General features: G+C 40.4%; 14 protein-coding genes and 1 other annotated feature (1 of these 15 cut by a window edge). Of the genes, 1 reads left to right on the forward strand and 13 read right to left on the reverse strand.

Going from position 1 to position 16683, the window contains the following annotated elements:
• Positions 1–14: 14 nt before the first annotated feature.
• The 11 genes from trxA to zapA form a co-directional block, all read right to left on the reverse strand.
• The gene (gene trxA, locus ACWM35_RS07035; protein ID WP_454816794.1) at positions 15–329 is read right to left on the reverse strand and encodes a thioredoxin; all 315 of its coding nucleotides are present in this window, start codon (positions 327–329) and stop codon (positions 15–17) included.
• Positions 330–501: 172 nt separating this feature from the next.
• Entirely contained in the window at positions 502–1479 is a 978-nt protein-coding gene (locus ACWM35_RS07040; protein ID WP_454816796.1) for an electron transfer flavoprotein subunit alpha/FixB family protein, read from the reverse strand.
• A gap of 40 nt (positions 1480–1519) precedes the next feature.
• Positions 1520–2293 (reverse strand): electron transfer flavoprotein subunit beta/FixA family protein, encoded by a 774-nt coding sequence (locus ACWM35_RS07045; RefSeq protein ID WP_454816797.1) that lies wholly within the window; start codon positions 2291–2293, stop codon positions 1520–1522.
• 89 nt (positions 2294–2382) lie between these two features.
• Complete coding sequence (locus ACWM35_RS07050) at positions 2383–3156, reverse strand: enoyl-CoA hydratase (RefSeq protein WP_454816799.1); 774 nt, start codon at positions 3154–3156, stop codon at positions 2383–2385.
• Positions 3157–3183: 27 nt separating this feature from the next.
• Positions 3184–3768 carry a TetR/AcrR family transcriptional regulator gene (locus ACWM35_RS07055; RefSeq protein ID WP_454816801.1) on the reverse strand — a complete coding sequence of 195 codons (585 nt, stop codon included), beginning with the start codon at positions 3766–3768 and terminating at the stop codon, positions 3184–3186.
• Between the two features lie 189 nt (positions 3769–3957).
• Positions 3958–5661: a long-chain-fatty-acid--CoA ligase gene (locus tag ACWM35_RS07060; RefSeq protein ID WP_454816803.1), complete on the reverse strand. Its 1704-nt coding sequence runs from the start codon at positions 5659–5661 to the stop codon at positions 3958–3960.
• A gap of 236 nt (positions 5662–5897) precedes the next feature.
• Positions 5898–6305, reverse strand: a complete 408-nt coding sequence (locus ACWM35_RS07065) for a DUF350 domain-containing protein (protein ID WP_454816804.1) — start codon at positions 6303–6305, stop codon at positions 5898–5900.
• Between the two features lie 18 nt (positions 6306–6323).
• Positions 6324–8681 carry an endonuclease MutS2 gene (locus ACWM35_RS07070; RefSeq protein WP_454816806.1) on the reverse strand — a complete coding sequence of 786 codons (2358 nt, stop codon included), beginning with the start codon at positions 8679–8681 and terminating at the stop codon, positions 6324–6326.
• A 14-nt stretch (positions 8682–8695) separates the two neighbouring features.
• Positions 8696–10414: a DNA polymerase/3'-5' exonuclease PolX gene (gene polX / locus ACWM35_RS07075; protein WP_454816808.1), complete on the reverse strand. Its 1719-nt coding sequence runs from the start codon at positions 10412–10414 to the stop codon at positions 8696–8698.
• 55 nt (positions 10415–10469) lie between these two features.
• Positions 10470–11024 (reverse strand): CvpA family protein, encoded by a 555-nt coding sequence (locus tag ACWM35_RS07080; protein WP_454816810.1) that lies wholly within the window; start codon positions 11022–11024, stop codon positions 10470–10472.
• Positions 11025–11031: 7 nt separating this feature from the next.
• Entirely contained in the window at positions 11032–11292 is a 261-nt protein-coding gene (gene zapA, locus ACWM35_RS07085; protein ID WP_454816812.1) for a cell division protein ZapA, read from the reverse strand.
• Between the two features lie 129 nt (positions 11293–11421).
• On the opposite strand from zapA, the gene rnhC reads away from it, so the two are divergent.
• The gene (gene rnhC / locus ACWM35_RS07090) at positions 11422–12360 is read left to right on the forward strand and encodes a ribonuclease HIII (protein ID WP_454816814.1); all 939 of its coding nucleotides are present in this window, start codon (positions 11422–11424) and stop codon (positions 12358–12360) included.
• 521 nt (positions 12361–12881) lie between these two features.
• Here rnhC and pheT read toward each other — a convergent pair.
• Together pheT and pheS are read right to left on the reverse strand one after the other, a co-directional pair.
• A complete protein-coding gene (gene pheT / locus ACWM35_RS07095; protein WP_454816816.1) occupies positions 12882–15296 on the reverse strand; it encodes a phenylalanine--tRNA ligase subunit beta in 2415 nt (804 codons plus the stop codon).
• A 53-nt stretch (positions 15297–15349) separates the two neighbouring features.
• Positions 15350–16387 (reverse strand): phenylalanine--tRNA ligase subunit alpha, encoded by a 1038-nt coding sequence (gene pheS, locus ACWM35_RS07100; RefSeq protein WP_454816818.1) that lies wholly within the window; start codon positions 16385–16387, stop codon positions 15350–15352.
• Between the two features lie 74 nt (positions 16388–16461).
• Positions 16462–16683: a binding site (T-box leader), on the reverse strand; it runs 17 nt beyond the window's last position.

Genomic DNA, 16683 nt, shown 5'->3' on the forward strand with positions numbered 1-16683 from the left:
TTTACCTTCAAGGCTTAAACGTGTTTTTCAAGTACGCTTGCTAAAGCATCTTTTGGTTGGAAGCCGACTACTTTGTCAACCACTTCGCCATTTTTGAAAACAAGTAATGTAGGAATACTCATAACGCCGTATTTAGCAGCTGTTTCTTGGTTTTCGTCTACATCTAATTTAACGATTTTTACTTTATCGCTCATTTCGGAATCTAATTCTTCAAGAACAGGAGCAATCATTTTACAAGGACCGCACCATGGAGCCCAGAAATCTGCAAGTACAAGACCAGAGCCTGTTTCAGCAGAGAAATTTTGATCAGTAACGTTTGAAATAGCCATTTTGTTTAGCCTCCTAATGAATAACTTAAATACTACCGAAAGTATAACATCGTTTAAGTAATCATGCTAATAATCTGTTTCGCATCTAATTTTCCCTAAATAAAAATTCGTATTCTTCCCGATTTGCTAAAAAACGAGCGAGCGGTTGTTCACCGCTCGCCCACAAATAATATTATGAATGTACTTTAAGCTTCTTAAATTCTTCCGTTAATAATGGAACTACTTCAAATAGATCGCCAACGATACCGTAATCTGCTACCTTAAAGATGTTAGCTTCTGGATCTTTGTTAATCGCAACGATAATTTTAGAATTGGACATACCAGCTAAGTGCTGAATCGCCCCTGAAATTCCACAGGCAATGTATAGGTCAGGTGTAACAACTTTTCCTGTTTGACCGATTTGTAATGAATAGTCACAGTAGTCAGCGTCACAAGCACCACGAGAAGCTCCAACTGCTCCGCCTAAAACCTGTGCTAATTCTTTTAATGGTTCAAAGCCTTCCGCACTCTTCACTCCGCGTCCGCCGGAAATAACCACTTTCGCTTCGCTTAAATCCACACCTTCACTTGCTTTTCTAACCACCTCTTTAATGATGGCACGGAGATCTTTAATTTCAACCGAAACGGAAGAAACTTCACCAGTTCTGCTTTCATCCTTTGCAAGTGGAGCAATATTGTTGGGACGAATACTTGCAAAAATTAGGCCGTCCGTCACTATTTTCTTTTCAAACGCTTTACCTGAATAGATTGGTCTTGTAAAGACAACATTTCCACCAGCAACTTCAACAGCCGTTGCATCAGAAATTAATCCAGAAGAAAGTTTTGCAGCAATTCTAGGCGATAGGTCTTTTCCAAGTGCTGTATGGCCAATAACCAATCCTTCTGGTGTCTCTTGGTCAAGCACCGCTAATAAAGCTTGGGAATACCCATCAGAAGTATATTGCTTTAACTTTTCATCTTCTACTACAACAACGCGATCTGCACCGTATTGAATTAATTCTGCACCTAAAGCGCTTACAGATTCGCCGACTAATACCCCAACAACTTCTCCGCCTTCTGCTACTGTTTTTGCTGCAGCAATCGCTTCGAAAGATACATTACGTAAAGATCCGTCACGTGTTTCTCCTAATACTAATACTTTTCTTGACATTCCTTTTACCTCCTGCACTTCAATTTGAGTTTATGTTCGATTAGATTACTTTCGCTTCTGTATGAAGAAGGTGAACAAGTTCTTTTACTTGATCAGCTATTTCACCTGATAAAACTTTTCCAGCTTCTTTGCTAGCGGGCAAGTATATTTCAATCGTTTTTGTTTTTGCTTCTACGTCATCTTCTTCAAGGTCTAAATCATCTAGTTCCAATTCATCAAGCGGCTTCTTCTTCGCTTTCATGATACCTGGTAATGATGGATAACGAGGTTCATTTAAACCTTGCTGTGCTGTTACCAATAACGGAAGACTTGTTTCGATTACCTCAGAATCACCTTCAACATCGCGTGTAACAGTAGCTTTTGTACCATCAATCTCAAGTTTCGTAATTGTCGTTACATACGGAATGTTTAATAATTCAGCTACGCGTGGACCTACTTGACCTGAACCGCCATCAATGGCTACGTTTCCGCCTAGGATGAGGTCAGCATTTTTATCTTTCAAGTATTCTGCAAGAATCTTTGCAGTAGTAAATTGATCACCGTATTCAAGATCATCTTCTGTATTAATTAAAACCGCTTTGTCTGCTCCCATTGCAAGCGCAGTACGGAGTTGCTTTTCTGCTTCTTCATTGCCAACTGAAATAACGGTTACTTCACCGTCATTTGCATCACGGACTTGAATCGCTTCTTCAATCGCATATTCATCGTAAGGATTGATGATAAATTCAGCACCATCTTCATTGATTTTTCCGCCGGAGATAGAGATTTTTTCCTCAGTGTCAAACGTTCTTTTCATGAGTACATAAATGTTCATGGTTTCCCTCCTATAATGCAAACATTTTTTCTGTTTTAAAGATTAAGAAAATTTTATTTAAAAAAATATTTTAACTTCTGAATAAGAAGTTATTCACCTTTAAAATTCGGCTCTCTTTTTTCAATAAAAGCCTGAATGCCTTCCTTGGCATCTTTGGAAACAAAAACTTCACCAAATAACACAGCTTCACGATTTGAGCCTTCATAAAACTCTTGCGTTTTAGCGTAGTTCAATAATTCAATGGTAGCTTTAATCGCTCCCGGACTTTTCTTAGCAATCTTAGCAGCTAAGGTGTAAGCTCTTTCTAATACCTCTTCTTCCGGATAAGCATGGTTGGCTAGTCCATATTGAACGGCTTCAACACCAGTAATTGGTTCTGATGTGAACAGCATTTCAGCTGCTCTTGCAGTACCAATATATTTTGGCAAGCGCTGCGTGCCGGCAAAACCAGGAATTAAACCAAGCTGAAGTTCTGGAAGACCAAGCTTTGCTTTTTCACTTACAAGCCGAATGTGACAGGCCATCGCTAGTTCAAGGCCGCCGCCAAGGGCTGCACCATGAATCGCAGCAATAATTGGTTTAGGAAATTTCTCCATCCGGACAAATAAATCTTGTCCATATTTTCCAAGATTTGAAAAACCGTCTGAAGAAGAAACCGTAGTGAATTCTTTAATGTCTGCTCCTGCCGAAAAGAAACGACCTTCCCCATGAATGACTATTACTTTAATATCACGGTTGGGTTCAATTTCATCCAGTGCAGCCGACAATTCCCTTAATAAACCAGAAGAAAGGGCATTTGCCGGTGGACGTTGAAAGGTGATTGTTGCAATACCGTCTTGATTAGACCATCTTAAATATTCCAAATTATCCCCTCCTATTGCACATGAAGTTTATTGATTTCCGCAGCCTTTAATTAATAGCTGATGAATCGGCTTAGCCAGTGCAACTAAGTCATATTTTTCCTCATTCAAAACCCAAGTCGTAACGGTTTCATCCATCGTCCCGAAGATCATCTGCCGGGCTAGACGGACATCGAGGTCGCTTGAAAACTCTCCCGTTTCTTTTCCTTCAATGATGATTTTATCGATAACCTCTAGATATCCTTTAAGAACTTTATTAATTTTCATACGGAGTTCTTTACTAGATTGGCGTAATTCAAGCTGTGTTACAATTGCCATGTGATGGTCATCAGAAAGGTTTTTAAAATGAGTTTCTATCATCATTAATAACTTCTCCGCCGCCGTCTGTTTTCCTGCTATCATTTCGTCAATTTTTTCAACAAAACTTCCCATTTTTTCTTCAAAGAGTGAGATGAGAATGTCTTCTTTGTTTTTAAAATAAAGATAAATCGTTCCATCAGCGACTCCAGCCTGTTTCGCAATTTTCGACACCTGGGCCTGATGATAACCAACTTCAGCGATCGCAATGACTGCTGCATCAATGATTTGCATGTATTTCGGCTTATTTTTTTTCAACGCTCTCCCCCCTTTGAAGAAAACAAAATAGTAAAAAGAAAATATGAATGAATAATCATTCATATTTCAATAATAGTTTTTATATGTATTTCTGTCAAGAAATACTGTGTACTTTTTTATCATACTTAACTGTCAATATGAAGACAAGCTATATCGGTCAAAAAAAAAGGGTTCAACTATTACTAGACATTAGGCGCGTTTTTTGTTTTCTTCTTCTATTTTTTGCATTTCTTCTTCAACAAGTGTTCGTCGAAGGATTTTCCCAACAGCTGTTTTCGGTAATTCTTCTCTAAACTCATATAATCTAGGAGCTTTGTATGCTGCTAAATATTTTCTAGCAAATTGATTTAATTCATCCGCGGTTACTTTTGAGCCTTCTTTTAAAACGATATATACCTTCACCGTTTCTCCCCGATATGGATCAGGTATCCCTGCTGCCACTGCTTCTAATACATCTGGATGTTCATACAATACTTCTTCGATCTCTCTCGGATAAATATTATATCCGCCAGCAATAATCATATCCTTTTTCCTATCAACGATATAAAAATAGCCATTTTCGTCCATATAGCCAAGATCTCCCGTAGACAACCATCCGTCTTTTAATGTTTCTTCCGTTGCCTCAGGACGATTCCAATAGCCTTTCATGACTTGCGGACCTTTAATAATAATTTCCCCAATTTCACCAACTGGCATTAATTCTCCCGTATCCATTGAAACAATTCTAACCTCTGTATCCGGCCATGGCACACCAATACTGCCTTTTACTCTTGGGCGATCCCACAAGAAATTGGAGTGGGTAACTGGAGACGTTTCGGTTAAACCATATCCTTCAACCAGCTTTCCTCCCGTTACTTCCTCAAACTCCTCTTGGACTTCATGAGGGAGTGGAGCTGAACCACTAATACAAGAATCTATTGATGAAAGATCATATTTTTTCAAGTCTGGATGGTTTAATAAGCCAATATAAATCGTTGGTGCCCCAGGAAACAAGGTTGGGCGTTGTTTCTGGATTGTTTTCAAAGTCGTCAAGACATCGAACTTAGGCAGTATGATCATTTTATTTCCCTGCATAACTGTCAAAATTAATACGGTTGTCATCCCATATACATGAAAAAACGGTACAATTCCCAAGACTGATTCTTCACCTGGTTTGCTTCTATATAGCCACGCCTTGCACATGGAGGAATTAGCTACCAAATTTTTGTGCGTAAGCATGACTCCCTTCGGTGAACCCGTTGTTCCTCCAGTATATTGAAGGAGGGCAATATCCTCTTCAAAATTAAAATTATATTCTATAAGTTTGTTAGGATTCGTTTTTAAGATTTCTTTAAACAAATGAGTACTGCCTTCATGTTTCACATTGACAACAATACCGTATTGCTTTTTCTGCACAAAAGGGTAAACAAGATTCTTTGGAAATGGAAGATAGTCTTTGATAGCGGTTACAATAATATGCTGTAAATCTGTTTGCGGCATCACTTTTGAAACACGAGGATAGAGGATGTCAAGTGTGATGATCGCTTTTGTTCCAGAGTCCTTCAATTGATATTCAAGCTCACGCTCTGTATATAACGGATTTGTTTGTACGACAATTCCTCCGGCCATTAAGATACCGAAATAGCTGATTACCGATTGTGGTGTATTAGGAAGCATAATGGCAACACGGTCATCTTTCTTGATGCCAATTTGCTGAAGGTAACTGGCAAAGGTTAATGCATCATGGTAAAGTTCTTTATATGACATCTCCTTTCCCATAAAATGTATTGCTGTTTTTTCTGGAAATTTTTCTGCAGCATGGATTAAATAATGCTGTAAAGGCTCATTTAAATAATCAAGGGTTCCTGGAATTTCTTCTGGATAGTGCTTGAGCCATGGTTTGGAATCATACATATTAACCCTCCTTTTTTTATCTACTTCTCTTTCATTATATTATAGTCAGATTCTTTAAACAATTAAAAATTAGACAGATTTTGACAACGACTAATAAATAAAAAAACACCGCTGAATTTGTTTCAGCGATGTTTCTTATTACGTAAAAAAGATTAGATAAATTATACCGATTAGCACGAACACGCCGCAAAAACCAAGAAGTACTTTCGCTAATGTCTCCACTTTTTATTCTCCCCTTATGATATACCTGCGCCAATTACATATGACAATCCAACGGATATGATCAGTGAGATGAGTCCAACCGCCCGGTTATCATTCTGAATCTCTTCATCGACCCGAAATTTAGGCGTTAAAAATTCAAAGATAAAATATCCTCCAAGTAAAAGTAAATATCCGAAGACTCCCCAGCTGACCATCGTGATTAGCGAATCATTTTGTTCGATGCTATAGCGAAAAATATTGGAAATACCAAATATCTTCCCCCCAGTCGCCATCGCCACTGAAATATTTCCTTTTTTGATTTCATCCCAATTTTTATATTTGGTTACCAATTCGAAAAGCGCTAAAAATACAATCACGCATAAAATAACCACGCTATAATAGGCTGCAATTTGAATATATACGTTATCCCAAAACTGGTTCATTCCCTATTCTCCTGGTTTTTATTTAAATTCCACAATGGTAACACCTGAACCGCCTTCACCCGCTTCACCAAAGCGAATTTTCTTTACAGAGCGGTGATTGCGCAGATATTCCTGAACACCTTGTCTTAATGCTCCAGTGCCTTTTCCATGAATAATCGAAACACGTGGATAACTCGATAATAACGCATCATCAATATATTTTTCCACTCTTAGAAGTGCGTCCTCATATCTTTCCCCGCGCAGATCTAATTCAAGTTTTACATCAGCATCTCTTCCTCTGACAATTGCCATCGGCTTCGTCTCAACGGGCTTCGGAGTACTGATATACTCCATATCCTTTTCTTTTACCTTCATTTTCAGGATTCCGATTTGTACCTGCCACTCATTACCCGATACTTTTTCAATCAGGCTGCCCTTTTGTCCAAACGTCAAAACATTGACTTCATCACCTGGCATTAATGTATGTGTCTTCGTTTTCTTAATGATTTGTTTCGAAGATTTCTTTATTTCTGGTGCCGCTTCTTGGAGACGGCGTTTTGCATCGATTAATTCATGCTCTTTAATTTCGGCATTCTTTTCCAGCCTCATTTTTCGAAGATCCCGAATAATCTTTTCTGCTTCACTTTTCGCGTCTTCAAGAATATCCTGCGCATTTTCAGCGGCTTTTTCAAGCATCGCATCTTTTTGCTCATAGAATTCAATCATTTGCTTTTGTAAATCCTTATGAAGCATTTCAGCCTGTTTCCTATACGCTCTGGCTTCTTCATGTTCGATTTCAGCCTGCCGTTTACTTTCTTCTAGTGAAGAAATCATTTTATCAATTTGATTCGTATCCTCACTCACATGGGATCGCGCGGATTGGATGACTCGTTCGTTTAATCCTAAGCGTTTTGAGATTTCAAAAGCATTACTGCGTCCCGGCACCCCTAATAAAAGCTTATAGGTTGGACTTAATGTTTCAACATCAAACTCCACGCTAGCATTTAACACTCCTTCACGGTTATAGCCATATGCCTTTAATTCTGGGTAATGGGTCGTAGCAATCACCCTTGCGCCCCTGTTATGGACTTCATCTAAAATCGAAATCGCTAGTGCCGCCCCTTCCTGAGGGTCTGTCCCAGCACCTAGTTCATCAAATAACACAAGGCTATTAAAATCAACTTTTTCTAAAATATCTACAATATTCACCATGTGGGATGAAAAGGTACTCAAGCTTTGTTCAATCGATTGTTCATCCCCTATATCAGCATAAATGGCATCAAAGACCGCTAACTCGGAACCATCATAAGCAGGTACCTGCAGGCCTGCCTGTGCCATTAACGAACATAAACCAAGTGTCTTTAACGTTACCGTTTTCCCACCAGTGTTTGGACCAGTGATCACAATCGTTGTAAATTCCTTGCCAAGCATGATGTCGTTCGCTACAACCTCATCGATCGGAATCAGCGGATGTCTTGCCTTATATAAGGCAATTCTCCCCTCATTATTCATCAGCGGCATCGATGCCTTGATCTTTCTTCCGTATCTGGCCTTTGCAAATATAAAATCTAAGTTTGCTAACACCTCGACAATGACAAGCAATTCACTTTCATGCTCTGCCGTACTTGCCGAAAGCGCTGTTAAAATACGTTCTATCTCCAGCTGTTCTTTTACCCGAATATCCTGTAATTGATTGTTTAACTGGACGATCACCTGCGGCTCGATGAACAGTGTTTGACCTGAAGAGCTTTGGTCATGAATAATCCCGCCATAGTGACCGCGATACTCCTGTTTAACCGGTATGACAAATCGATCATTCCGAATAGTGACAATCGCATCAGACAGCATTTTTTGCGCATTGGAGGAACGAATCATATTTTCTAATTTTTCTCGCACCCGTGCTTCGTTTGAGCGAAGCTGCTGCCTTAAGGAACGGAGCAATTCGCTAGCGCCGTCAAGTACCTCGCCGCTTTCATCAATCGCTTGCTTAATCGATTGCTCCAAGTTTGTTAATGGGATAATCCGCTCAACCTGCTCTAGTAAAATCGGGATCTCCGTTCTTTCCTCTGCAATATCCTCGATAAATCTTTTCATTTGACGACTTGCATGGATTGTACTTGCCACTTGAACTAATTCATATGGGCTAAGGACACCACCAATCACCGAGCGTTTAATATGGGCGCGAATATTGTGAATCCCAGAAAGGGGTACATTTCCTTTAATTCGTAGTACTGTTGCAGCTTCATCCGTTTCCGCTTGAAGCTTTACCACTTCTTCAAAATCGGTTGAGGGGACAAGCTGATTAATTTTATCTATTCCAAGTGAAGAGGCAGCATGTTCTAATAGCTGCTCTCTTACTTTTGTAAATTCTAAAACCTTTAATGTTCTTTCTTGCATGGAGTGGGACCTCCTTAATTTCGATTATGCAAAAATTCTAGTAACTCCTGAGTTTCCATTGCGTTTATCACCGATGATTTTTTTATCCAGCCTTTTTTCGCAGCGGAAACACCAATTTCCATTTGTGCTAAGGTATCCACCCGATGGGCATCCGTATTGATCATGATTTTCACACCTGCATCCTGTGCTTTTCTTAAGCTTTCAGCAGCAAGATCCAGGCGATTCGGATTCGCATTTAATTCTAGCGCCGTGTTCGTTTCCTTTGCCAGCTCAATCAGTAAATCGATATCAACATCGTACCCTTCGCGGCGGCCTATTTTTCTGCCAGTAGGATGGGCAATTAAATCAACATGGGCATTTTTTAAGGCGGTCGTTAACCGCTCCATTATCTTTTCCCTTGGCTGTGAAAAAGCAGAATGGATCGAAGCGATGACAAAATCCAGTTCTGCTAATACGTCATCCTCATAATCAAGTGTACCATCTGGTAATATATCCATTTCCACACCGGACAAGATGACAATATCATCATATTTGTCATTTAATATCTTAATTTCTTCTTTCTGCTGCAATAACCGCTCCCGGGTCAGCCCATTAGCCACCTTTAAGTACTGAGAATGATCGGTAATCGCCATGTATTTATAGCCGCGTGCCCGGCAGGCCTCGACCATTTCCTCAATCGTATGGGCGCCATCACTCCAAGTAGAGTGCATATGCAGGTCACCTTTTATATCATTTATTTCGATTAGACAATGTTCAGCAGAAAACTCCTCTACTTCTTTCCCATCTTCCCTTAATTCTGGTGGAATAAAAGGAAGATCAAAATGTTTGAAAAATTCTTCTTCTGTGGAGAAGGTTAAAATTTCACCAGTTTCTGTGTTTTCTACCCCATACTCACTAATTTTTTCCCCACGTTCTTTCGCCAGTTGTCTCATTCGAACATTATGATCCTTTGAACCAGTAAAATGATGCAATGTCGTTGTAAACTCCTCTGGTTCTACAAGCCGGAAGTCCACCGATACATCATAATCAAATACAAATACGACCGAAACCTTCGTATCTCCAGCACCGACAATTTCTTTTATGTTCGGCATTTCTAAAAGCTGCTGTTTTACAATCGCCGGATTCTCGGTGGCGATAATGAAATCAAGGTCTTTAATCGTTTCCCGCATCCTCCGTAAACTGCCAGCCCTGGAGAATCGGTGAATCTCTTCCATTGTACTTAATTTTTCTTCTATTTGTTCCGCTATTGGAAGCATATAGGCAAGCGGCAGCCGTTCTGGACGTGAACCAAAATTGGCAATCGCACTTAAGATTTTCTCTTCTGTCTTTTTCCCAAAACCAGCAAGCACCTGAACCTTTCCCGCTTTGCAGGCTTCTTCTAAACTTGTTACATCTTCAATACCCAATTCTTTATAAAGCTTAGCAATTTTCTTGCCACCAAGCCCTGGCAGTTGCAATAGCGGGATTAATCCCTTTGGTACTTGTTCCTTCAGCTCCTGTAAAACTGTCGACTTTCCCTCTTTTATGTATTCTTCAATCACAGCTGCCGTCCCTTTTCCAATTCCCGAGATAGTCGTGAAATCCTCAATACCTGATAGGCTGCGGTCATCAAACTCTAAAGCTGATGCGGCCTTACGAAAGGCTGAGATTTTAAAGGGATTTTCCCCTTTTAACTCAAGATAAACGGCGATCGTTTCTAATAATCGAATTAAATCCTTTTTATTTACTTCCATCTCTTACACCTACCTTAAAATTAACTTGTCCATTTTGAAAAGAAAAACTTCTCTGCTACAGAGAAGTTAAAGCAGCTGAATATTCAAGCCAGATTGTTTTGATTTGCTCCGATAGAAATGGTGTATGGTTCACAATCATGTTGGCCATTACCGAGTCATCCAAAGGATTCTGTAAAACTTCCATTGGAATTAATGCACCAATATATAATAGAATAAAGAGAATCAGATAGACTTCAAAGAAACCTAATGTAGCCCCAGCCCATACATTCAACTGTTTTAGGATTGGTAAATGGGCAATAAAGTCTAACATCGAACCAATTATTTGCAATAAGATCTTCACCGCAAAAAAGATGATAACAAAGGCAATCGCCCGATAAAAAGCCGCTTCCATATGTTGATTGTCGGTTAATAGACTTAATGGTGAGGTTTCGCCTAGATTCGGGTATGGAACCCATAATGTTAGTTTCGGAGCTAAATCAGCGTAGTATAAATATGCTGCTACGTATGCAATAATAAAACCTGTTAAATGGACTAATTGCAAAATGAAGCCTCGTTTTAAACCAATAAAAAGACCAATAATTAATAAAAGAATAATTGCTAAATCCAACATGACTTTTTCAGTCCTTTTCCTTATGTAGTTCAGCCTGCAGCCGTTCTAATTGATCTTTAATCTTAATATAATCATTGACGGCATTAACCGCTGTTAAAACAGCGAGCTTACTGACATCTAGTGAGGGATTCCTGAGACCGATTTCTCGCATTTTATCGTCAACCAACGATGCCACGTACCGAATATGACTTGGGCTTTCGGTACCTAAAATAACATATTGTTGGCCATATATATCCACAGTGGTTCTATTTTTTTGATTATTTGACAAAATAAGTGCCTCCATTCGACTCAAGGGAAATCCTATTCTATATCATAACACGAACACAAGGAAGACGAAAAGTATAACAGTACTATCTGGGGGATTTTTCCTACCTGTTAAAAGAGGAGTGTGCCAAGTTTGGCGAATGTAGTCTTAAACCGAAGTATGAATGAAATTGTCGAAATGAAAAAGTATTATGATGGGAAATTGCTAGAAAAAGCTCCACCTGGAAGTGTTTTTTCCGCGAAGACTTCGAACTGCACGATTACAGCCTATAAATCGGGAAAAGTTCTTTTTCAAGGGAATGGCAGTGAAGCAGAAGCCGGTAGATGGGGCGAGGCTGTTCCTATTGTGAAGTCCCCTGGCAAAGCAAAGAGTCCGAAAGGCAATCTTCCGGAAGGTTTTAGTCAATGGTCGGTGATTGGTTCGGATGAAGTGGGCACAGGTGACTTTTTTGGCCCGATTACCGTCGTAGCAGCGTATGTATGCAAAGAGGATATTCCTTTATTAAAGGAGTTGGGCGTCAGGGATTCAAAGGATTTAAATGATGAAAAGATCATCGCGATTGCAAAGGTTATTAAAGATGTCGTTCCCTTCAGCTTAATGACTCTTAAAAATGAAAAATATAATCAGCTGCAACAGAAGGGTATGTCACAGGGAAAAATGAAGGCCATTCTTCATAATCAAGCAATTTTGAATGTGTTGGAGAAAATCGCACCTTCTAAGCCGGATGGAATCCTGATTGACCAATTTGTTCAGGAAAGTACTTATTATCAGCATGTCAAAAATCAAAAAGCAGTAGCACGGGAAAATGTTTATTTTAGTACGAAAGCAGAGGGTTTGCATTTGGCGGTAGCAGCGGCCTCAATTCTTGCTAGGTACGCCTTTGTTCAATATTTTGATAAGTTGAGTGAGGCGGCAGGATTTAGGATTCCTAAAGGTGCAGGTGCCCAAGTGGATGAGGCGGCAGCGAAGCTGATTTTGAAAAAAGGTCGGGAGGTACTGCCACAATTTGTGAAGGTGCACTTTGCCAATACTGAGAAAGCGATGAAACTTGTGAAAAAGAAGAGGGGCTAAGTCCTCATAATGACCGAAATTTCATCTCTACCTAAGTTTGGGGCATTATAAACCGTTCATAATGACCGAATTGACTTCTCTACCCGAGTTGGGGCATTATAAACCGTTCATAATGACCGAATTGACTTCTCTACCCGAGTTGGGGCATTATAAACCGTTCATAATGACCGAATTAACTCCTCTACCCGAGTTTGGGGCATTATAATTCGTTCATAATGACCGAATTAACTCCTCTACCTGAGTTTGGGGCATTATAATTCGTTCATAATGACCGAATTAACTCCTCTACCCGAGTTTGGGGCATTATAATTCGTTCATAATGACCGAATTAACTACTCCTCTACCCTAGTTTGGGGCATTATAATTCGTTCATAATGACCGAATTAACTCCTCTACCCGAGTTTGGGGCATTATAATTCGTTCATAATTTCTAAGAATTCTCACCTTAAATCATGCTGTAAAAAAATGACCTAGTCGAAAGATCGATTAGGTCATTTTTCATAAAGTGAACTGTATTAACCTTAACCTCTCAGTACCGCTCCAGCCTGTTCCTCTAAAGCTTTAAGTACTTGATTGTGTACCTTTGTTACTTCTTCATCTGTTAAAGTACGCTCAGGGTCAACGTATTTCAATGAGAAGGCGATGGATTTTTTACCTTCCTCCATTCGCTCTCCTTCGTATAAGTCGAAGACATGAACTTCTTTCAGCAACTGACCGCCAGCAGCTAAAATAATATCCTTTAAAGTGCCCGATACCGTTTCTTTATTTACCACAAGTGCAATGTCTCTTGTGATCGATGGGAATCGTGGAATCGACTCATACTGGAGTGGTGCTGTTTCAGCTCCAAGAACTGCCTTTAACGAAAGTTCAAATGCATACGTATCTTTTAAATCCAGCTCTTTTTGCATAGTTGGATGAACCTGGCCAATAAAACCAATTCTTTCACCATTTAATAAAATTTCCGCAGTCCGTCCAGGGTGCATTTGATCAACTTTCGCCTGTACATAAGTTACCTTTTCAGCAAGACCTAGCTTGGCAAATAGGCCCTCTAAGATTCCTTTTACAACATAGAAATCAACTGGCTTTTTCTCGCCCTGCCAAGAATGGGTATGCCATAAGCCAGTAACTGCAGCGGCTAAATGCTCCTGCTCTTCTGGTAAAACTTCATTTCCATTCGCAAGGAAAACGGCACCAGTTTCATAGACACCAATACTATCATTCTGACGAGCACTGTTGTACTTTACTACTTCCAATAATTGTGGAAGAATACTTAAACGAAGCACACTGCGGTCTTCACTCATTGGCATCGCAAGGCGGATAAAGTCACGTTTTTCAAGGGCAAATTGTGCCGCTTTCTCCTCACTTGTTAAAGAATAAGTGACCGCTTGATACAAGCCCACTCCTTCAAGATATTGACGAACGATACGGCGCTTCTTCTGGTAGTCGCTTAACTTTCCAGAAGTGGATGAGCCGACAGGCAATGTCTTCGGAATATTATCATAACCATAGAGACGAGCAACTTCCTCAATCAGGTCTTCTTCGATTTTAATGTCACCGCGGCGAGTAGGCGCCGTTACCGTGATAAGTTCATCCTCAACCGATACCGCAAATTGCAGACGGGCAAAGATTTCTTTTACATCTTCAACAGTCAGTTCAGTACCAATAACTCGATTAATCTTTTCTAATGATATCGACACTACCGCTGGTTCCACAGCCAATGTATCAACCTCTGATGCTCCCTCAAGGACTTCCCCACCAGCATATTTTGCCATCAGGTAAGCCGCACGTTCACCTGCTGCGCGAACACGATTTGGATCCACACCTTTTTCAAAGCGAGCACTTGCTTCACTTCTTAAGCCATGATCTTTCGATGCTTTCCGAACCACAGCACCACTGAAGTAAGCTGACTCAAGTAGAACTGTTGTTGTATCTGAAGTAACCTCAGAATTTGCTCCACCCATGACACCAGCTAAAGCAACAGGCTCCGTTCCATTTGTTATCACAAGATGGTCCCCTGTCAATGTACGTTCAACATCATCTAGTGTAACGAATTTTTCCCCCGCATTTGCACGGCGGACAAGGATTTCTTTTGAACCTAAACGGTCATAATCAAACGCATGTAATGGCTGACCATATTCTAATAAAATGTAGTTCGTAATATCAACAACATTGTTATGTGGACGGATTCCTGCTGACATCAATCGTGTCTGCATCCATAATGGCGCTGGTCCGATTTTAACATTTTTAATCATCTTCGCCACGTATAATGGATTATCTTCGTTTGCGTCAACTTTAACCGTTACATAGTCAGATGCTTTTTCATTTGTGGGTTGAAGATCCGCTTCTGGGAGCTTTACTTCTCTGCCCAAAATCGCCGCTACCTCATAAGCAACACCCAACATGCTTAAGCAGTCTGCACGGTTTGGTGTTAAGCCCAGTTCAAGGATTTCATCATCGCGCCCTAATAACGCTAACGCATCAGAACCAACCTCAGCATCCTGCGGAAAAACGAAAATGCCTTCTGAATATTCCTTAGGAACGATTTTCCCTTCCATTCCAAGTTCTGTCAAAGAGCAAATCATCCCATTCGATTCTTCACCGCGAAGCTTTGCTTTTTTAATTTTAAAATTACCTGGGAGCACCGCACCAACTGTAGCAACTGCCACCTTTTGTCCTTGGGCGACGTTCGGTGCACCACAAATAATTTGAACCGGTTCACCTTGACCGATATCTACCTGACATTTGCTTAATTTATCTGCATTTGGATGCTGAACACGTTCTACCACGTGACCAACAACGACACCCTTAATTCCTTCATTAAGGACATCAACACCCTCAACTTCAATTCCGCTTTTGGTAATTTTTTCGGCTAAATCATTTGCCGATACTCCGGATAAATCAACATAATCCTGGAGCCATTTATAAGAAACGTACATCCTGGTCTCCTCCTATTATCTAGCTTTAGCGCAATGGGCTTTCACTTTAAAAATTACTCGTGTTTGGCAAATTGTTTTAAGAAACGTACATCATTTGTATAGAAATGACGGATATCATCGACACCGTATTTCAGCATCGCAATTCGTTCTGGACCCATTCCAAACGCGAAGCCTGTGTACTTTTTAGAATCATAGCCAGCCATTTCAAGCACGTTTGGATGCACCATACCTGCTCCAAGAATTTCAATCCAGCCTGTTTGTTTACAAACGTTACAACCTTTGCCGCCACAAATTTTACAAGAAATGTCCATTTCAACGGATGGCTCCGTGAATGGGAAGAAGCTTGGGCGTAGACGGATTTCACGATCATCCCCAAACATTTTCTTTGCAAAAACTTCTAATGTCCCTTTAAGGTCGCTCATGCGAATATTCTCGCCAACGACAAGCCCTTCAATTTGCATGAACTGGTGTGAGTGTGTCGCGTCATCATTATCTCGGCGGTACACTTTTCCTGGGCAAATAATTTTAATCGGACCTTTGCCATCGTTCTTTTCCATTGTCCGTGCTTGCACAGGGGAGGTATGCGTACGCATTAGGATTTCTTCTGTAATATAGAAGCTGTCCTGCATATCGCGGGCAGGGTGTCCCTTTGGTAGATTGAGGGCTTCAAAGTTATAGTAATCCTGCTCAACCTCTGGACCTTCTGCGACCTCATAACCCATTCCAATGAAAAGATCTTCGATTTCTTCAATGATTCTTGTTAGAGGATGATGGTTCCCAACCTTAACCGGACGGCCAGGTAGGGTGACATCGATGCTTTCAGAAGCCAGTTTTTCTAACACAGCTGCTTCTTCAAGTTCCGCTTGCTTAGCTTCAATCTTGGCTGTAATCGCATCGCGAACTTCGTTTGCCAGTGCCCCCATGATTGGCCGCTCTTCTGCTGAAAGCTTGCCCATTCCTTTCAAAACTTCCGTAATCGGTCCTTTTTTTCCTAAATAAGCAACTCGGATGTCATTCAATTCCTTTAAGCTGGAAGACTGTTCAACTTTTTGAATCGCTTCCTGCTGCAATTCCTTTAAACGTTCTTGCATAAAAAGTTCCTCCTTATTTATTCGACAATTTTCGGGTGGTGCCAGGGACGAAACATAAAAAAACCCCATCCCTGGAAAGGGACGAGGTTTATGTTCGCGGTACCACCCTTGTAAACACTTATGTATAAAACACTAGCGTTCGCTTCATTGAGATAACGGCTTCTGCCGATGCACCTTTACATTTAAGAAAATGGTCCCGGTGCCAACTCGGGAGGTGAACTTCTCTCATCATTTCCATAAAAGTGCTTGCAGTCACGGCACTTTCTCCCTTGATGGTCATGGACAAGATACTTTTC

Source organism: Neobacillus sp. K501 (assembly GCF_053749995.1).